17 protein-coding genes and 1 tRNA gene are annotated in these 18,677 nt (G+C 62.9%); 3 read left to right on the forward strand and 15 right to left on the reverse strand.

Annotation, left to right across the window (positions count from 1 at the left end; genetic code table 11):
• Positions 1–14: 14 nt before the first annotated feature.
• The 10 genes from ABIE35_RS06775 to ABIE35_RS06820 form a co-directional block, all read right to left on the reverse strand.
• Complete coding sequence (locus tag ABIE35_RS06775) at positions 15–1,256, reverse strand: glycosyltransferase family protein (protein WP_354513464.1); 1,242 nt, start codon at positions 1,254–1,256, stop codon at positions 15–17.
• Positions 1,253–2,188 carry a DUF6492 family protein gene (locus ABIE35_RS06780; protein WP_354513466.1) on the reverse strand — a complete coding sequence of 312 codons (936 nt, stop codon included), beginning with the start codon at positions 2,186–2,188 and terminating at the stop codon, positions 1,253–1,255. Before ABIE35_RS06780 ends, ABIE35_RS06775 begins: the two co-directional genes overlap by 4 nt.
• Positions 2,185–3,681, reverse strand: a complete 1,497-nt coding sequence (locus tag ABIE35_RS06785) for an oligosaccharide flippase family protein (protein WP_354513468.1) — start codon at positions 3,679–3,681, stop codon at positions 2,185–2,187. The genes ABIE35_RS06780 and ABIE35_RS06785 overlap by 4 nt, the downstream gene beginning before the upstream one ends.
• Complete coding sequence (locus ABIE35_RS06790) at positions 3,678–4,751, reverse strand: glycosyltransferase (protein WP_354513470.1); 1,074 nt, start codon at positions 4,749–4,751, stop codon at positions 3,678–3,680. Before ABIE35_RS06790 ends, ABIE35_RS06785 begins: the two co-directional genes overlap by 4 nt.
• Positions 4,748–5,410, reverse strand: coding sequence for an acetyltransferase (locus ABIE35_RS06795; protein ID WP_354513472.1), 663 nt, complete (start codon positions 5,408–5,410; stop codon positions 4,748–4,750). Before ABIE35_RS06795 ends, ABIE35_RS06790 begins: the two co-directional genes overlap by 4 nt.
• The gene (locus ABIE35_RS06800; protein WP_354513474.1) at positions 5,407–6,573 is read right to left on the reverse strand and encodes a DegT/DnrJ/EryC1/StrS family aminotransferase; all 1,167 of its coding nucleotides are present in this window, start codon (positions 6,571–6,573) and stop codon (positions 5,407–5,409) included. Before ABIE35_RS06800 ends, ABIE35_RS06795 begins: the two co-directional genes overlap by 4 nt.
• Entirely contained in the window at positions 6,570–7,589 is a 1,020-nt protein-coding gene (locus tag ABIE35_RS06805; RefSeq protein ID WP_354513476.1) for an NAD-dependent epimerase/dehydratase family protein, read from the reverse strand. Before ABIE35_RS06805 ends, ABIE35_RS06800 begins: the two co-directional genes overlap by 4 nt.
• Positions 7,586–8,695: a Gfo/Idh/MocA family protein gene (locus ABIE35_RS06810; RefSeq protein WP_354513478.1), complete on the reverse strand. Its 1,110-nt coding sequence runs from the start codon at positions 8,693–8,695 to the stop codon at positions 7,586–7,588. The genes ABIE35_RS06805 and ABIE35_RS06810 overlap by 4 nt, the downstream gene beginning before the upstream one ends.
• Positions 8,696–8,753: 58 nt before the next feature.
• Positions 8,754–10,436, reverse strand: coding sequence for a sugar transferase (locus ABIE35_RS06815; RefSeq protein ID WP_354513479.1), 1,683 nt, complete (start codon positions 10,434–10,436; stop codon positions 8,754–8,756).
• Positions 10,437–10,689: 253 nt separating this feature from the next.
• Entirely contained in the window at positions 10,690–10,947 is a 258-nt protein-coding gene (locus ABIE35_RS06820; RefSeq protein WP_354513481.1) for a hypothetical protein, read from the reverse strand.
• Between the two features lie 39 nt (positions 10,948–10,986).
• On the opposite strand from ABIE35_RS06820, the gene ABIE35_RS06825 reads away from it, so the two are divergent.
• Complete coding sequence (locus ABIE35_RS06825; RefSeq protein WP_011774832.1) at positions 10,987–11,220, forward strand: DUF5703 family protein; 234 nt, start codon at positions 10,987–10,989, stop codon at positions 11,218–11,220.
• Positions 11,221–11,224: 4 nt separating this feature from the next.
• On the opposite strand, the gene ABIE35_RS06830 is transcribed toward ABIE35_RS06825, so the two are convergent.
• Positions 11,225–12,385 carry an acyl-CoA dehydrogenase family protein gene (locus ABIE35_RS06830; RefSeq protein WP_354513483.1) on the reverse strand — a complete coding sequence of 387 codons (1,161 nt, stop codon included), beginning with the start codon at positions 12,383–12,385 and terminating at the stop codon, positions 11,225–11,227.
• Between the two features lie 29 nt (positions 12,386–12,414).
• Positions 12,415–13,719 carry a M20/M25/M40 family metallo-hydrolase gene (locus ABIE35_RS06835; protein WP_280622847.1) on the reverse strand — a complete coding sequence of 435 codons (1,305 nt, stop codon included), beginning with the start codon at positions 13,717–13,719 and terminating at the stop codon, positions 12,415–12,417.
• Between the two features lie 267 nt (positions 13,720–13,986).
• Between ABIE35_RS06835 and ABIE35_RS06840 the strand changes: the two genes are divergently transcribed.
• Positions 13,987–14,072: transfer RNA gene (locus ABIE35_RS06840), tRNA-Leu, on the forward strand.
• 184 nt (positions 14,073–14,256) lie between these two features.
• On the opposite strand, the gene ABIE35_RS06845 is transcribed toward ABIE35_RS06840, so the two are convergent.
• The 3 genes from ABIE35_RS06845 to ABIE35_RS06855 are packed head-to-tail and all read right to left on the reverse strand — an operon-like array spanning position 14,257 to position 17,883.
• The gene (locus ABIE35_RS06845; protein WP_354513485.1) at positions 14,257–15,183 is read right to left on the reverse strand and encodes a MaoC/PaaZ C-terminal domain-containing protein; all 927 of its coding nucleotides are present in this window, start codon (positions 15,181–15,183) and stop codon (positions 14,257–14,259) included.
• Positions 15,180–16,520 (reverse strand): 3-oxoacyl-ACP reductase, encoded by a 1,341-nt coding sequence (locus tag ABIE35_RS06850; RefSeq protein WP_354513487.1) that lies wholly within the window; start codon positions 16,518–16,520, stop codon positions 15,180–15,182. The genes ABIE35_RS06845 and ABIE35_RS06850 overlap by 4 nt, the downstream gene beginning before the upstream one ends.
• Positions 16,521–16,530: 10 nt before the next feature.
• Positions 16,531–17,883 carry an acetyl-CoA C-acetyltransferase gene (locus ABIE35_RS06855; RefSeq protein ID WP_354513489.1) on the reverse strand — a complete coding sequence of 451 codons (1,353 nt, stop codon included), beginning with the start codon at positions 17,881–17,883 and terminating at the stop codon, positions 16,531–16,533.
• Between ABIE35_RS06855 and ABIE35_RS06860 the strand changes: the two genes are divergently transcribed.
• The gene (locus ABIE35_RS06860) at positions 17,882–18,637 is read left to right on the forward strand and encodes a TetR family transcriptional regulator (RefSeq protein WP_354513840.1); all 756 of its coding nucleotides are present in this window, start codon (positions 17,882–17,884) and stop codon (positions 18,635–18,637) included. The two genes, ABIE35_RS06855 and ABIE35_RS06860, sit on opposite strands and share 2 nt — an antisense overlap.
• Positions 18,638–18,677: the final 40 nt, after the last annotated feature.

Raw genomic sequence — 18,677 nt, forward strand, 5'->3', positions numbered from 1 at the left:
ACTACGCGCAGTACTCATGGCAGCCCCGGGCTTCCTGGTTCTTTGGCACAGACGGATTCGAGCACTGCGGCAAAGCTTTCCCGGGAGGTCGACCAGTCCAGTCGCTTGCGTTGCGCGATCCTAGCCGCACGCCCGGAGACATCAGGGGCCTCAACCGCTTCCGCCAGCGTTTCGGCCAGCCGGCGTGGGATGGCAGGTGACCACAGGACGTCCGGGTCGCTCAAGACCTGTGCAGCGAACGGCGACTCATTCAGTACGGGCACGTTGCCGGCAGCCAACAGTTCTTCCGGGACGAGGGAGATGTTGGTGAAAGAGATGGCAAGCCCCGCGATGGTGCGGTTATAGAGCTCGTTCAAAGCAGCAGGACTGAGATTGCCGTGGTTGTGCACGGGAATGGACCAACCGCTGATCCTGTCGCCGTAGACGTGTATTTCCTGCTCCGGATGCATAGCGTGGAATTGCTCCAAGGCCAGTTTGGCAAGGAGGTAACCGCGTCGATCCACCGCCCGCTTCGCGTAATAGACCACGCCTTGGCGGGAACCCTGTCTGTCTTTGTCCTCCAGCAGGCGGTAGGTCGAAGTGTCGCAGGCGAAGGGTACTGAAGCGGCGGGCTCCTGACCTGTTTCTGCCTTCATCACGGCGGTGATCATCTCTCCGAGGCCGATGTTGGTGAACCCCAGGCGGTAGCTGTTCTCTGCGAGCCAATACAGCGTGCCCCGGGGGTAAAAGTATGGCTCGTAGTCCTGGATGAAGTAGAAGCTGTGAATGTCCGGACCCCGCCGTGCCGCGGCCGCGTACGCGGTTGGCCACGAACTGGCAACCACGGCGTCCATTCCCTCGAACCCCTCGGTAACACTTCTCACGTGGGCATCGAGATCCGGCCAGTATTGCCTGATGGTGGAAGTGTGCCGGGAAACGTCATCGCTGTTGCGGTCGTAGAGGAAAAGCGTGCAACGGTGCCCGCGGTCCGCCATGCCCTGAACCATGCGGAAGAAGGTGGTATGTCCGCCTGAGCCGGGTCCAGGAGGCGTACAGACCCACCCGACATCGAGGCTCCCCGTTCTGGGGCGAGGGCTGCCTGCGGCACATAGAACATCAAAATCCACGATGTCCTCAGGCCGAACCGGCAGCGTGGGCTCGGTGAAAGCCAGGTTTTCCAGTGCTTTGCCAGCAGTCCTCTGCAGCACTTTAGCGGCAACCGAACCCCAACCATCCTTCCTGGCTTGGCCCAGAATCCGCCCCATCACGTTGATCACTGGATACCACCCCGTTCCGAACCGGGGGCGGTCTGCAGGAACGACCGTAGGGCACGCCTCCGCACATCCAGGGGTATGCCGGCCTTGGCGGAAAGCATCACAACATGTTTGCCTGGGGCCGCCCCGTGGAGCAGCCGTTCGATGTCCGCCTGGTCCAAGGGCACCTCGTCGGAGTGGACAATTCCGCACATCTCACTGACGCTGGCGGCAGGGCCGCCGGTGACTTCGTCAACATACAGGCCGTACAGCATCATCTCGGAGAAATGCAGCTCCGCTCCGACCGCTGTGTGCCAGTCCCGGCCCGTAACGTTCTGGATGTGGTGGAGCAGGTCTCTCACCACGGCCGGTTCCCAGAGGCACGGCCAGCAGATGTAGTCAGCCAGGTCACCTTCGGGAGGAGGTGCCAGCCCCAAGAGCCGACGGCCCGAAACGTGCCACTGCCTGTGCCCGGGAAGGGACGCATCAACAGCCCCTGGAGCGCGGTACAGGGCGATCCTGCCGTCCTTCCGGAATGTATCAAGGTTGGTATCGCGGATGAGAAGGCTGTCGGAGTCAAGGAGCAAGGCACCGTCAACATGAAGTGCCGCAACCACGGCGAGTTTAAGTATCTGTTGGGCGATCCACCCACGAACCGGCGGCCAGGGATGGGCTGCATTGATCCAGACGTTGAACCCCGAAAGCCTGATAAACGAAGACGGCAGGAATTCGCTGGCTGCGTGCACCTCTGTCCTGGGCCCCCGGAGGCCAGCGAAGACCCCCACGTCCCGGTCCGGGACGATGATGTGATGTACCACGCCGGGGCCGGTCATTTCGAGGACCGACCGGTTCAGGTCAATGCACAACTCACGGTCGGGCACATAGCTTGGTGTGACCACCGCAAGGTCGCTGATCGGAGAGGAACTGGCACCATTCACCGGCAGGTTTGTCGTCATGATTCCCCCGCACCCGTATGTCCGCCTGCAGGGAGGGAAGTCCTCTCGCGGAGCAGCCCCCGCACAGTTTGCAGCAGCAGCCTCCCCCGCCGGTACGTCAGCGCTACGTACACCGCGCCCCCCAGGAAGCCCCCCAGCAGAAGAGCCATCAGAGGCTCCGTCACGCTGACGCTTGCAAGCCATGCCGCTGATCCGGCGATAATGGCAGCCGCTAGAGGGACAAGACTTCCACGCACCAATTCCCAGGCGCCAACATCCAGCACGGATTTGAGCACCACCACATACAAAGGGATGACCACCAAACAGGCCACTGCAGCATGCGCGATTCCCGCCCCGGCGATCCCCCACCATTGAATCCCAACGATGAGTGCCGGCGTGAGGCTCACCAGCCAAGCCACCTGCAACCAGAAAAGCCACACGGTTCGACCTGCACCCACGCACAGGTCAGCGAAAACTTCCACCAGGATCCGAGTAGCGCCGAAGACTCCCAGTGTTGCCAGCGCTGTCCCGGCCGGCGCCCATGCGTCCCCGTAGGCCACCACCATCAAAGGGTGCGAAAGAGCTATCACCATGGCCGAGATCGGGAATGCGCAGTAGGAAATACCGGCCACAAACCTGCCCGCCACCGCCCCCAGGGTGCCCTCCGCGAACAGCCGGCCAAAGGTGGGCACCGCAGTGGCCCGTATGACCGCAGTGATCACGGAACTTGGCAACCCGGCCAGATTGAACGCCAACAGGTACAAGCCCAATGCCGTTGGATCGAGCATCCTGCCTATCAGAAGATAGTCCACGTTCAGGGTCACGAACACTACCAGGTTGGCCAGGGCCAACGGCATGCCCAGACGCAGGATCTCCGCTGCCACGGCACGGTCAAAGCCAAGGGCGTACCTCTTGGGAGTGATGATCCAATATCCAGTCATGGCCACCAACTGCCCACCCACCCGGGACCAAGCGAGCGCCATCGCTCCCCAACCGTCCAACGCCATCGGCACCACCAGTACCAAGACGGTGACCAGGCCGCAGAGGTCGACGACGACCCGCGGCTTCTGCATGAATTCCCGCCACACCATGGTGGAAGGGACGGCGCCAGCCCCCTGGAGCAGGATGGTGAGCGAGAGCACCTGGATCACGGGCGTCGCGGCCGGGTCATCAAACGCCGCGGCCAAGGCAGGTGCCAGAGCGATGGCTGCCGCGGTCATGACGGCGCTGGTGACCAGTGCAATGGAGAAGACAGTAGGGGCGATCTTGTCCGGATCCCCGGTGCCGCGCGCCAAGGCGGCTGTTGCACCGAGCTCGGCCATGTTGGTGGCGATGGTCTGCACCACAATTGCTACTGCCAGCGCCCCGAAGTGCTCCGGAGCAATCATCCGGGCCACGATGATGGTGGTGGCAAACTGGACGATCCGGCCCAGGGCCATGTTGACGCCACCCCAGAGGGTGGCGCTCGCAGCCCGGTTGCCCAGTGTGCGGTCTTGGCCGCTGACGGTGGTCACGAGATTCCCGTCATGGCCCATAGCCGCCAGCGGACCCGGTCCAGCTGGCTCCGCACAAAACCAGCGGCGAGCCTCCCTGCCCTTGGTTTCCGGCCGCGGGCTGCCCGGGTGATCCTGGCATGCAACGCGTTGGCCCGGTGGATATTTCCGGGAACCTCGTGCAGGCCCTCGATGAATTTCCGCAGCTCGATTGCGGCCTCCACCGATCCGCCCTGGTTGATTTCCCTGAACCCCAACTGGGCGGCTTCCTTGCTGAGGGCGCACTTGGCCCGCTGCACCTGCCGTGCCCGATTCTTCGGATTGCCCGGAAACCGTGAGTCTTCAAGGACCCGGAAGGCCTCCAGCCGGTGCCTAAGATCCACGGCGGCCGCTGCGAACTCCGTCTGATGCATGTTGGCACCATGGACCCGGTAGTACGCCTGCACCGGTCCGTTGATCCTGCCCACATCCCAGGAGCCCGCGGCCCGCAGCCAGTACTCCAGGTCCCCGGAGTGCGGCAGCGTGGTGCTGTAAGCACCCACGCTGAGCACTGCCGCGGTCCTCATGACTACTTCGGGTGAGAGGATGAAGTTCCTCCCGCGGGCGCACGCCAGGGAAATCCATGCCCGGCCTTCCCACACAGTCCATGTGCTGTGGTCATGGGAGGAAGGGACCGGAGGCTTGTCAGTGAAGTCCCGCGGAAGGCCGTACACCATTCCCACCCGGGGGTGGGCTTCCATCAGCGCGGCAGCCCGGGCCAGCGCACCGGGGGCTAAGACATCATCCGCGGAGAGAAGCGTCACGTAGCGGCCCCGCGCCCTGGAGAGGCCGTCGTTGTATGTGGCAATGTGCCCCTTATTGCTGTCGTGGAGGACAACGCTGATGCGCTGGTCCTCGGAAGCCAGCCGCCAGGCCACGGCGGCGCTGCCATCCGTGGACGCATCATCGACCACGATGACCTCGACGTCCACGCCCTCCTGCTCCAAAGCACTGGCAACAGCCTCAGGCAGGAAGTGTCCGTAGTTGTAGCACGGCACCACCACCGAAACACTCACCGGGTGCCGTAGGGGAACGGGACGCATCAGTTTCATTTGATGCCCTCCAGCGCGGGGGAATTTCCCCGCCTGATGACCCGCGCCGGGACCCCGGCCCAGGTTTCCTCCGCAGGTACGTCGGTGAGGACCGCCGCGCCCATCCCGATCGTGGCGTTTGCACCGATGGACGTGCGCTCGCGGACACTGGCATTCATCCCGACATAGGCGGCACGCCCAATGTGAACGTTGCCCCCGAGCGAAACCCCTGAGGCGAAGGTCGCAAAGTCACTGACGTCGTCGTCGTGGGTGAAGGTCACGCCAGGCATGGCAACCACGTGGTTGCCGATCGTCACGGACGCCGTCATGCTCACGTGGGCAAGAAGGATGCTGCCCCTGCCGATCATGCAGCCTTCGGGTACTTGCACGGAGGGATCTATGGCCGTGGCATATCGGCCTTCATCGAGTCCCAGGGTCCTGAGCCGCATGACAACGGCTTCCCGCCCCGATCCGGATCCGATGCACACCAGCAACAAGGCATGGGGGAAATTCAGGGCGTCCCGGATGGGGCCAAGGACGTGGGCGCCGTCCACCACCCGCCCGAGTTTGTCTTCGTCGTCGTCGAGTATCCCGATCACGTCAAAGGGCCCGTTGCTGCGGACCATGGCCAGTACCTCCCTGGCCAGGCCGCTGGCTGCGATGAGGAGAAGTTCACTCATGTCAGTCGACCTGCTGCCCGTAGAACGGAATCAATGACCCGGACCTGGTCGTGCAGGGAAAGCTGGTGGTACAGGGGCAGGATGAGCGTGTGGTCAGTCAGCCATTCGGTGGCATCCAAGCCTGCCTTACCGCTGTCCTTGCCGGCGTAGGCCGGTTGGCGGTGTGCTGCCATAATCCCCCGACGGGCGGAGATTCCATCCTCGGCCAAAACAGACATCAACCCGTCCCGTCCCACGGGAAACCCAGGCCCGACTTCCAGCCAGCAGGACTGGAAGTTGCTGGTTCCATAACCCGGGTCGTTGACCAGCCGGAGGCCCTCAATTCCCGCGAAGGCGTTTGCATAGGTGGCCGCCAGTTCCCGCCGCCGCTGAATGACTTCCCGGAGCCGACCCAATTGGATGATTCCGACGGCGGCCTGAAGATCAGTCATGCGGTAGTTGAACCCGGTCTCGAGGTACTCCTCCGGGGGAGCCAGGATGCTTGCGTGCCGGTCAGCAGCCGAGACACTCATGGCGTGTTCACGGAGTCGCCTTGATCTATCAGCAAAGTCCTGCCGTGAGGTGGAGAGCATGCCACCCTCCCCTGTGGTGAGGACCTTGCGCGGGTGGAAGGACCAGGCGGCGACTTCCGCCCCTGCCCCCACCGGCCGGCTGTGGTAGCGGGAACCAATGGCGCAGGCAGCATCTTCCACCACGGTGATGCCCAAGGGATCGCACAACGCACGGATTGGATCCAGATCAACGGGCATCCCGCCTTGGTCTACAGCGATCACGGCCTTGGTGGCCGGAGTCAGGGCGGCCCGCAAAGTTTGAGCGGTGACACAGCCGGTAGTGATGTCGACGTCGGCAAACACCGGACGCGCTCCCACATACGTTGCGGCGTTCGCTGTGGCAATGAAAGAGAACGACGGCACCACCACGTCATCCCCCGGGCCCACCCCGGCCACTACAAGGGCCAAGTGCAGGGCGGTAGTGCAGTTGGACGTCGCCACGGCGAAGTCTGACTGTTGCAGCAGGCAGAACGCTTCTTCGAACTGGCGGACTTTAGGACCTTGTGCCACCCAACCTGAGGCGATCACTTCGGCCAGTGCCTGGGCCTCCTCCTCGCCCAGCCATGGCTTCATGACGTCGATGCGTGCCAGGTGGAGCCCGGAGGCGGTCATCTCGCACCCACTACCGGAGCGTCAGGGCGGTTGGTGCTTCGTCCTTCGGCAATCTCATCGCGCAGTGGCCGCCACCAGGCAACCAGCGAGCGCAGTCCATCCTCCAAGCCGACGGCAGCCTCGAAACCGAGGTCTTCCCGTGCGGCCGAGGTATCGGCCAGGCGTCGCGCCACGCCGTTGACGGCCCGTTCCGGTCCATGCTCAAGGTGCAGCGGTGACTCCATGACCCCCAGCAGCGTTTGGGCTAGCCCGGCGAGGCTGGTTTCGGTTCCGCTGGCTACGTTGTAGACGCCCTCGGTGACATTGCTGAGTGCTGCCAGGACATTGGCGCGGGCCACGTCGGCTGTATGGATGAAGTCCATGGTTTGCTGACCGCTGCCGAAGATGAGCGGCGGAAGGCCGTCGGCGATCCGCTCCATCCAACGGACCAGCACCTCGGTGTACAGCCCGTGCACGTCCATCCGGGGCCCATAAACGTTGAAGTACCTCAGCGCCACATAGTTCAAGCCTGACATCGCCCGGAAGCTTCTTGCCATTCCCTCGTTGAAGGACTTGGCTGCGCCGTAGAAGGTGTCGTTGTTGTGATGATGGTGGCGTTCGGTGGTGGGGAATTCTTCGGCCATGCCGTAGACAGAAGCGCTGGAGGCCAGGATGAGCTTGTCCACGGAGTGTTGGGCGGTGGCCTCGATCACGTTGAACGTTCCGTCCACCAGCACTTCAAGTGCCAGCCGTGGTTCCTCGGCACATTGGGTGATGCGGATGGCGGCCTGGTGGAACACCAGGTCCTTGCCTCGGGTGAGGTCATGCACCAGGTCGCGTTCCCGCAGGTCACCTTCCACCAGGTCCACCCGTTCACTGGCCAAGGCGGCGTCCAGGTTTGCGAGGCGTCCCCGCACCAGGTTGTCCAGGACGTCCACGTGCGCCGCACCGGCGTCGAGCAGTTGGTCAACCAGCGTGGAGCCTATGGTTCCGGCTCCACCGGTGACCAGGACGTTGGCACCGAGGAGCCTTTTCACCGTGCAACCTGGAGATTGACCTCGTTGCCGGCCACCACTGTGGACTGCCCATCGGTGCTCAGGCTTTGGGTGACGGCCTCCAGGACAGACAGGACGCGAAGCCCGGATTCACCGCTGGTTCGCGGCATGGTGTGGTTGCGGATGGAAGCTGCGAGTTCGGCCACCACCTGGCCCAGGGGCTCGCGTTCCTGCAGCGCAGGTGACCACGTGTCGCCGAGGCGGTAGGAAATGGCGGAGGTCCGTTTGTCTGCCGCTGACCGGGGCTGGTGTTCCAGGCTGACCCCACGATCGTAGACGCTGAGGCGTTGTTGCGGGTTCAGGTCATCCCACACGAGGGTCCTCTTCGATCCCCCGATGATCATCTGCCGGATCTTGGTGGGGCTGAGCCAGTTCACGTGGATGTGCACCATGGCGTCGTTGGGAAGGCCGAACGTCAAATGTCCAACGCAGTCACGGCCGGTGCCCAGCGGATCTGCCCCATGGGCTGCAATCTCTGTGGGATGCAAGCCGCCCGGCAGGACGAAGTCCAGGATGGAAAGATCGTGGGGAGCCAGGTCCCAGAAGACATTGACGTCCGGTTGGACCAGGCCCAGGTTGATGCGAACCGAATCGACGTAAAGGATGTCGCCCAACGCGCCGGTGGCTACGAGCTCCTGGATTTTCAAGACTGCCGGGGTGAAACAGTAGGTATGGTCTGCCATCAGCACCAAACCCCTGGCTTTGGCTTCTTCCACCATCTCCAATCCTTTTGCCCGGCTGTCCGCCAAGGGTTTTTCCACCAGCACATGCTTCCCGGCGCGCAGCGCGGTCATCACCACTCCGTGATGGGTATGTGCCGGTGTCGCCACTGCGACGGCATCGAGGTTGTATGTGTCCAGCAGTTCGTCCAAGGACTCGACGACGGCCACGCCACCTACCGTTTCGGCGAGCCTGAGCCCGCGTTCTACGTCGAGGTCGCAAATGGCCACAAGGTCCCAGTCAGGGCTGGCTTTCAAGTTCCTGGCGAGATTGGGACCCCAATAGCCCGCTCCGACCACTGCTATGCGAAGCTTGGGCCGCAGTGCGTGACCGTTGAGTTGTCCTGATGGAATTGTTCGTATGCTCATTTCCCACTCGACTTCTGTGTTGAAAGCGCGGTTCTTGTCAGGTACTTCATGGTGTTGTCTAGTAGGCGCCGGATGGCCGGGTCATTGCCCGGAAGGTCCGCCACATAATGATGAGGTCCCCCGCTATTGACCAGTTCTCCACGTAATAGAGGTCCAGCCGGACTGCCTCGTCCCACGGAAGGTCCGAGCGTCCGTTGATTTGCCACAACCCCGTGATTCCGGGTTTGATCAACAGCCGGCGGTGCGTATGGCGCTCGTAGCCGCTGACTTCCCGTGAGAGTGGCGGCCTGGGCCCTACCAGGCTCATGTTCCCCACCAGGACGTTCCAGAATTGCGGAAGTTCATCCAGTGAGTACTTCCGCATCCAGCGGCCGCACCGGGTAACGCGGGGGTCTCCGCGGATCTTGAACAGGACACCGGCGCCCTCATCCTGGCTGCTGAGGGCTTCCAGGTGTGCTTCGGCGTCCACCACCATGGAACGGAACTTCAGCATCCGGAAGGTAGTGCCCTGCTTTCCGATCCTCTCCTGCTTGAACAGGACAGGCCCGGGGCTGTCGGCCCGGACGATTGCGGCCAGGACGATCAGGACAGGAGCCAGAACGAGCAAAGCCGCTGCTGATACTGCGATATCCATGAGCCGCTTGAGCGTGTGCTTCCCGCCGGAATAGTGCGGAATGTCCACGTGCATCAGGGGAAGTCCCTCAACAGGCCGCCAGTGTATGCGCGGGCCTGCCACGTTGGTCAGGGTCGCGGCCAGAACCAGCTCAGCGGAATTTTCCTCAAGCCGCCATCCAAGTTCCCGGATGAACTGGTTTCCACCAGGAACCGGGCCGGCGACGATCACGGCGTTGGCACCGGTCTGCCGGACGGTGTGCGCCACACCGTAGATGGAAGACAGGACCGGTACGCGCAGGTGGTCCACCGCCAGGACAGTACCGCGGCGGGCACCTGGGAGGCAGGCACCCAGGATGTCGTAGGCGGCGCCGGACTTTCGGTTGATCTGCTTGATGACGTATCTGACGTCCTGCGGTTCGCCCACAACGATCGCGCGGGATAGGCAACGGCCCCTCGACTTTTCGTGGCTCAGCCAGCGGCGGAAGCCCCATCTGCTTCCGGTCAGGGCCACCAGGCCCAGCGGCAAGGAGACAAGGACAAAGGAACTGACATCCTCCAAACGGAACACCACCGCAACGATGCCCAGGAACCCGAAAACCCGGAAACTGGCGGAAAGTACCCGTTTGTACTCCTCCGGGCCTACGCCGAGGACTTTCGGGTCGCGGGTCCTGTACACCTCCAGCGCCGCCAACCAGACCACTCCAAGGGTCAACCCCATGGCCAGGTGTTGGGCCTGCGCCGGCCCTCCGGGCGATGTTCCCATTCCATGGGTGTTCAGCGCTGTCCCGGCGATGACTGCTACGGCAACCAACGCCGTGTCAGCCAGTCGGAGGCTGTACGTCAGGAATCGCGTCCAGGTCAAACGGTCTTTGAACGGTACCTTGACCCGCTTGTGACGGTGGGTGACTGGCGGCAGCACGGGGTCCAGGGTGACATCCGACCTCGGCGCCGCCAGTCCCGCCTTTTCAGTCCGCTGTGCAGCAGCGGGCTTGCCAATCCAAGGAGACGCCGGCGGATTGACGTTGGCGGCGGCAGAGTCAGCACGGAAGGTTGACCCTGTGGGGGCATGAGCCGCACCCTGGGGTGCCGCTGCCTTGCCGGATCGCAAGACTTGAACTCTCACCATGTCAGCCTTCTTTGCAGACCTGCCGTTGCCTAACTATCAGTGAAGCCGCGGCGTTCCGAAGGCGCACCAGTAGTCGATACTCAACTTTGCGCAGGATTACCTATGACCCCTACGTGCAAGTACCTATCCAGGGGTGCCGGGACTACGTGGCCTAACTACTGAAAACCCTGGAAATCCGGGCGTGAAAGGCTACAAACATGTCATCAAGGCAACAAAAAACCGGCCGCCCACAGGCGGCCGGTCGATGGGGTTCTTAGTCCTCGACGATTTCGAGGTCTTCGTCGGGCACTTGGTCGTCTTCGTCTTCCTCGTCATCGAAGACCTGAAGCGGAGTAACCTCGGAATACGCCTCGTAGAGTGCGTCCTCATACACTTCGAAGGCGTCGGCAACAGCGAAGAATGCGGCCTCGACGGTGGGGTCGCCCTCACCGCGGCGGGCGGATGACGCAGCCAGGTGCTCTTCGAGGGCGGCGGTCAATGATTGAAGCGCGACACGCGGATCGATGCTCATGCCTTCACGTTAGCCGGAAAAGGACGAAAATGGAGAGGGATGAGAGAACAATTTCCGGGTAGCTCCGTAGAGCGCCAACGAGACTATGCACGTCAGTACGAGTACCTCGTCCTGACGGTGGGACCTGACGATTCGCTGCCGGACGCCCGGCGCCGGCTCGCGGAACATTCCGAGTATGGCAAGTGGGAGCTCGAACGCAGCGTGCTCTACCTCGGCGGTGGCCGCCGTTTTTGGTTGCGCCGCAAGGTGTATTCGGTGCAGCGGACCGTCTAGGCTCCTAACCGTCCAGCGGCCCCAACCAGGCGTTGGCCACCGTGTTGTGCGCAGATTCGTCGTTGGACGGATGGAAAATGCCCGCCAGGACGTCCCGGTAGAGGCGTTCCATCTCTGAGCCCCTGAAATAGCTGGAGCCTCCTGTGACACGGATGGCAAGATCCACCACGTAGCGCGCGTTTTCCGTAGCCCGGGATTTGAGTCCCACCAGTTGGGGGAACCACTGGGCTCCGTGGTCCACCAGGTTGTCCACGTCGCGGGCAATGCTGGATATTTGAGGTGCGATGCCATCCATGGCCAATGCGGCGTCGGCCACCTTCCACCGGATATCAGGGTCCTGGGCGAGGCTGCGGCCACCGTGCTTGGCCGACACCCGGCGTTTGACGTTCTCTACTCCAAGAGTGAAAGCACGCTGGGCCACCCCCGTATAGACCGCGGCGAGAAGCGTTTCAAAGCACGCAAAAATGGCGAAGATCAGCAGGTCCTTGTTGGGCCCAACCGGGAGCTTGCGGAAGATCCGCTCCGCCGGAACCACGGCGCCATGCAGGAGCGTGGTGTTTGAAGCGCTGGCCCGCATGCCCAGCGTGTCCCAGTCGCTAAGGGTTTCGTGTCCGGGCTCGTCGCGGCGCAGAAAACCGAAAACCAGCTCCCCCTCACCGGCCCTGGCATCGGAGTCTTTTCCGAAAGTGCCCAGCCGGGTCCAGCCTCGGGAAAGACTCGTGAAGATCTTCCGGCCCGTGAACTTGTACCCACCATCGGGCAGCGGCTCGGCAACGGTGCCCGAGTCGAACAACATGGAGTCGTTGCCCGCTTCGGAAATACCGAAAGCAAAAACTTCCCCTTGACCCGCTTCCTTGAGGACGAATTCCAACGAGGTGTCGTTGCGGGCAGCCATGACCTGCGCGACGCCGGTCCACACCAGGTGCATGTTGACGGCCAACGCTGTGGCCGGGGCAGCCGTGGCGAGCCGTTGCTGCAAGGCAGCTACCGCTTCGAGACCGAGCCCGAATCCGCCGTCGGACTCCGGTACGAAAAGCTTCAAGTAGCCGGCCTCGGCCAGCTCCTCCAGGTCCTCGTGGAAGAATCCGTTGTTTTGGTCGTAGCCGGCAGCGCGGCCGCGCAGCCGCTCAAGCAGGGCGTCGGGGAGGATTTCCTCGGGAGCCATCACCAGGCCTCTTTCTTGTTGATTGCGGTCTAGTAGTTGCTGAGCAACCTGTTCAGAACGCGGGCGCCGAATTGGAGGGACTCGGCCGGGACCCGCTCATCTACGCCATGGAACATGCCGGTGAAGTCAAGCTCATCAGGAAGCATCAACGGGGCAAAACCGTAACCGGTGATGCCGATCTTGCTCAAGGATTTGTTGTCCGTGCCACCGGAAAGCGTGTAGGGAAGCACCTTGGCGCCGGGATCCTCGGAGTGCAGGGCGTCGATCATTGAATCCACCAGGTTGCCGGCGAACGGCACTTCCAAGGACACATCCTTGTTGACATAGCTGATGTCGATGCCCTCGCCCGCAAGCTCCTTGATGGTCTCGAACACCAGTTCCTGTTGGCCGGGCAACGTCCGGCAGTCCACGAATGCCTCGGCCGACTCCGGTATGACGTTGTGCTTGTATCCCGAACGCAGCAGCGTGGGGTTGGACGTGTTTTGCAGCGTCGCACCCACAAAGCGGGCTACTGTGCCGAGTTCCTTCAGGATGATGTCGGGGTTGTCGGCATCGAACTCGACTCCGGTCAGTTCGGTGACGCCGTCCAGGAACTGGCGGGTGGTAGGGGTCAGCTCCACCGGCCACTTGTATTCGCCGATCCTGGTAACGGCAGCGGCCAGGCGGGTGACGGCGTTGTCGGTGTTGATCTGAGATCCGTGGCCGGCGCGGCCGTGTGCCACCAGCCGGAGCCAGGAGAGCCCCTTCTCGGCTGTTTGGAGCAGATAGGTCCGTTGGCCGCCGATGGTGGCGGAGAAGCCACCCACTTCGGAGATCGCCTCGGTGGCACCATCAAAGAGCTCGCGCCGGTGTTCGATGGCGTAGCGGGCGCCGTAGGTGCCGCCGGCTTCCTCGTCGGCAAAGAACGCGAAAATGATGTCGCGCTTGGGTTTGCGACCGGTCCTGGCGAAGTCGCGCATGACCGAAAGGATCATGGCGTCCATGTCCTTCATATCCACGGCTCCACGGCCCCAGACCAGCCCGTCCTTCAATTCGCCGCTGAACGGGTCAACGCTCCACTGGTCTTTCAGGGCAGGAACAACATCCAGGTGTCCATGAACCACCAAGGCGTCGGCAGACGGGTCTTCGCCCGCCATCCGGGTCACCACGTTGGCCCGACCGGGGGCGGATTCGAAGATCTCTGCCTCGAGCCCCACCTCAGTAATGAGGCCCGCCGTGTATTCGGCCGCCGCACGCTCCCCCGGCCCGGTGTCGTCGCCGAAGTTGGAGGAGTCGATACGGATCAGCTCCTGGCAGATCCGGACAACTTCATCTTCGGGGCGGATGACAGACATGGAAACTCTCCTAGCGTGGCTGGGCTGCAGGTTTCGGCGACGTGCTCTGCGGCTTCCGCGGATTGAACGTCCCCTATCCCATCAGCCTACTCACCGGACGCGGCCCTCGTCAGGAATGCATGGCGCCGGAAGTCTCCGGGTGTCCCTCGAAGCCATCCTGGCCCGCGCCGATTTTTTCGCCACCGGAAACCGTGTTAGAGTTTTTCTCGCTGCTTCGGAGGAAAGCGAAGCACCGGAAGGTGCAAACGACTCCATCGAACACCACCTGCGCGGGTGGCGGAATGGCAGACGCGCTAGCTTGAGGTGCTAGTCCTCGAAAGGGGGTGGGGGTTCAAGTCCCCCTCCGCGCACCATCGCAAGGCCTGGAATCTACGGATTCCGGGCCTTGTTTTGTTTTACGGCCCTTGTCGCGTCGCTGTGGTGCCTTATGGTCGGCCCCCGCGGTTCCGGAACAGCAGACAAGGGATTTAAGGGATTAACGACGGCGGCGGTCACCATATGGCGACCGCCGCCCTTCGGTCAACAACGGGACCTTGCTCAGCCCAACGCAGCCACACTGCCAGTGAAATGACGCCGGCCGCTGCGGGCATTCCACGCTGCATAATCCGAACGTTCCCAACTCCCTGAACCCGACTGAACCGTCGAAATATCCACGGCGACCCTTGCCGGGAGGAACACCGGTGCCTCAAAGGCAACGTCCCACGTGAACGCATCGGCTTTGACGGCCCCCACGTCAGCCAGCGCACGGGAGGCAAGGTACATTCCGTGGGCAATGGACCCACGCAAGCCCAATGCTTTGGCAGAAAGGACGCTGAGGTGGATCGGGTTGAAGTCGCCGGAGACCGTTGCGTAGCTCCGTCCGGTATCCAGGCCAAGTTGCCACAGCGCGGTGGGGTTTGGAGGAGAGAAGTCGCTGGGTGCTGATGCTCCGTTCGCGCTTCCGTGTTTGTCGATGCCCGGCAGGAAGATGCCCTTTGCCAAGTAGGTGGAGACGCCACGCCAGAGCAGTTCGCCACTGGAAGCCGAACGGACCTCCGCCACAACGTCCACCTGGGTTCCGGCTTTGTGGCCCGCAAGGTTCTCAGCCCAGGACCTGATATCCAAGGCCTCGGAGAAGGCAATGGGAATCCGTTGCTCCACATGGTTCTTCAGGTGGATCATGCCCAGGAGCGGCAACGGGAAATCATCCCGGTTCATGACGCTCAAGGACACTGGGAAGGCCAAGGCATGGACATAACCGGCCGGCAGGGTGTCGCTGGCCGTCTCCCCCACCAGATGTTGGTATGCGGTCAGGTTTTCCACGTCTGCCTTGACGTTCCTCACTTCGTGGCTGACTGGGGGCAAGGTGTGCTGGCCTGTTGCCGACCCCAACACCCGACGGCGGGCGGCGGTTGTTGCCGCGTTGACGTAGAGCTTGGAAAGTGAGGGCAGCTCCCCGAGGATCACTGGCTGGGGGTTGGTCATGCTCCCACCAATTGCTGACCGCAGACCCTCAGGACCTGGCCGGAAATTCCACCGGCGGCGTCACTGGCCAGGAAGGAAATGGTCTCGGCGACGTCCCGCGGCTGTCCGCCCTGCTTGAGTGAGTTAAGCCTGCGGGCAGCCTCACGGATGGCAAAGGGCATCCGGGCGGTCATTTCGGTTTCAATGAACCCGGGGGCCACCGCGTTGATGGTTCCATCGAAGGGTTCCATCAACGGGGCCGTGGACCTCACCATGCCGATCACCCCGCCCTTGGAGGCGCCGTAATTGGTCTGTCCCCTGTTGCCCGCGATACCACTGGTGGAAGCCACCGACACGATGCGCGGTGTGTCCTTGAAGTGTTCGGAGGCGAGAAGGACCTCGTTGATGCTCAGTTGGGCTGCGATGTTGACGGCGATCACCGACTGCCACCGGCTTTCGTCCATGTTCGCCAGCAGCCTGTCGCGGGTGATTCCAGCGTTGTGGACCACGATGTCGAGACGGCCGTGGCGTTCCACTGCGTGCTCGATGATCCGGTGACCGGCGTCGTCTCGACTGATATCGAGCTGGAGAGCGGTGCCCCGTACCTCGTTGGCCACCGCAGCCAGGTGGTCTCCAGCCGCCGGGATATCCACTGCAACCACTTTGGCGCCGTCGCGGTGCAGCGTCCGGGCTATGGCAGCCCCAATACCCCGGGCCGCACCGGTGACTACTGCGACCTTGCCGACCAACGGCCTGTCCGGGTCGCTGGGCAAGGTGCCCGACGTCGAGCTGACCGTAAGGAACTGTCCGTCCACGTAGGCAGAACGCCCGGAGAGGAAGAACCTGAGTGCGCCCAATGCCGAGGGGCTGGTGGTGGCGAGGTCGTCGTCGAGCAGTATGCCGTTCGCGGTGGAGCCTGCGCGGAGTTCCTTGGCCAAGGAACGCACCAGCCCGTCAATGCCCTGGCGCGCGGCAGCCGCGGCAGGGTTTTGGGCTGACTGGGATGTCCGGGAGATAGTGACTACCCGTGCGTTGGTGCCCAGATCGCGGAGCGAAGTGCCTGCGGTCAGCACGGGTTTGGCCAGGTCTCCGGGGTGCTGGACAGCATCGAGGACCACAATGATGGCACCCAGTTTTTCCTTGGGCAACGCGTTCCGACGAACGTCAAGACCCCATCCGAGGAGTGTGGTGGCAATATCATCCGCACCTGGACTGTCTCCGTTGACAAGGACCGGGCCGGTTACCAGTGGGCTGCCGGGTTGGTAGCGGCGAAGCTCCACCGGCTGCGGCAATCCGAGCCGTTTGGCAACGTCCCTTCCCAGTCCGTGGCTCACCAGTTGTGTGTATTTGTCCGTCATGGAGTTCCCCCTATGCTGCTTCGAGAAGGGCAACGACGCCCTGGCCGCCTGCGGCGCAAACGGAGATCAGGCCGCGGGCCGGACGCCCGTCCACGGAGCCCTTCTCATGCAGCATTTTCGCAAGGGATGCCACAATCCTGCCACCGGTAGCGGCGAACGGGTGCCCGGCAGCCAACGACGATCCGTTAACGTTGAGCTTGGCCCGGTCAACCTTTCCGAGCGCTCCATCGAGTCCGAGCCTGGTGCGGCCAAAGTCTTCGTCCTCCCAAGCGGCGAGTGTGCTCAGGACCGTGCCGGCGAATGCTTCGTGGATTTCGAAGAAGTCGATGTCCTCGAACGTCAAACCGTGACGGGCCAACAGGCGCGGAACCGCAAAAACGGGTGCCATGAGCAGGCCATCCTTGCCGTGCACGAAGTCCACTGCAGCGGCTTCGCCGTCCAGGACCGTTGCGAGCTTGGGCAGGCCGTGGGCGTCAGCCCACTCCCCCGTTGCGAGCAGGACGGTGGATGCGCCGTCGGTGAGCGGTGTCGAGTTGCCCGCCGTCATGGTCGCTTCCGAGCCGAGGTTCTTGCCGAAGACCGGCTTCAGTGATCCGAGTTTCTCCAAAGATGTATCTGCGCGCAGGTTGGAGTCGCGGTTGAGGCCGCGGTACGGAGTGATGAGGTCATCAAAGAAGCCGCGCTCATAGGCGGCAGCAAGATTGCGGTGGCTGTTGAAGGCAAGCTCATCCTGGGCTTCGCGGGTGATTTTCCACTGCGCCGTAGTGAGTGCTTGGTGCTCCCCCATGGACAGGCCGGTGCGTGGCTCACCCGTGTTCGGTGCGTCCGGGGCCAGGTCCTTGGGGCGGATGCGGCCAATGATCTTGAGCTTCTGGACAGGGGTTTTGGCACGGTTGAGGTCCAGCAGGATCTCACGCAGTCCCTCGCTCACGGCAATCGGGGCGTCGGATGCCGAATCCACCCCGCCGGCAATGGCTGACTCAATTTGCCCCAGCTTGATCTTGTTGGACAAACCGATCACTGTCTCGAGCCCGGTTGCGCATGCTTGCTGCAGATCATATGCGGGGGTTTCCGGTGACAGCGCTGAGCCGAGGACAGCTTCCCGAGTGAGGTTGAAATCCCTTGAGTGCTTGAGCACTGCTCCGGCGGCTACCTCGCCGATGCGTTCGTCCTGCAGCCCGAACCTCGCGATCAAGCCTTCCAGCGCCGCAGTGAGCATGTCCTGGTTGGAGGACTTGACGTACGCGCCTCCCGTGCGGGCAAAGGGGATGCGGTTGCCGCCCACGATGACCGCCTTGCGTGGTGCTTGGGGGGTGGAATCCGGTTCGCGGGTCCCGCCCGTGGTGACGTCTGCTGCAGCCATGCTGGTCTCCTTCGATCAATGCCAGTTACTGATACCCAGCGTACCTGATACGCTGGGTATCGTGAACAGTCGCCACGAAGAATTCGTCAGTGCCGCAGCGGATGCGCAAAGTACCGCGGTCGACGGCCGGGCTGCCCGTTGGCAGTCCCACCGCGAGGAGCGGCGTGCCGAACTCATCCGGCAGGCGCGCAAAGCCGTTCACAGGCTCGGTAGTGACGCGTCCATGGAGGACATAGCGGGAGCCGCCGGTACATCGAAGTCTGTCTTCTACCGCTATTTCGGTGACAAAGCCGGACTACAGCAAGCCATGGGTGAGGTAGTGCTGGGGCAGATGCAGCGCCGCATGCAGGAAGCCGCCCAGCTGGCCCAGACTCCCCGGGAAGGGTTGTTCGCCATGGTCTCCGCCTACCTGCAGATGGCCGAATCAAGCCCTCACGTGTATGCGTTCATTACCCGGCTCACTCCAGGGGAAGCGTCGGCGCAGGACGCCATTGCGGCGTCGGGAGCGCTGGGAAACTTCTTCGAGCAGATCACGGTAATGATCGCCACCCCCATGCGGGATTATCTGGGCGAAGAGAAGGAAGCTGTGCTCGTGTATTGGCCCACCGCCGCCATCGGCCTCGTCAGGAACGCCGGAGAGATGTGGCTGGGGAGTCCGGCAAGCGGCGCCAAGCCGGACCAGGAAACCATGGCGGCTCAAATCACCGACTGGCTGTGCCTCGGCATTGCTCCAGCGCTCAAGACATCCACCTGACACCAGCAATGACTCATCAGTTGTCGGAACCAAAGAAGGA

Origin of the sequence: Paenarthrobacter sp. 4246 (assembly GCF_040546855.1) — a bacterium.
Classification (GTDB): Bacteria; Actinomycetota; Actinomycetes; order Actinomycetales; family Micrococcaceae; genus Arthrobacter.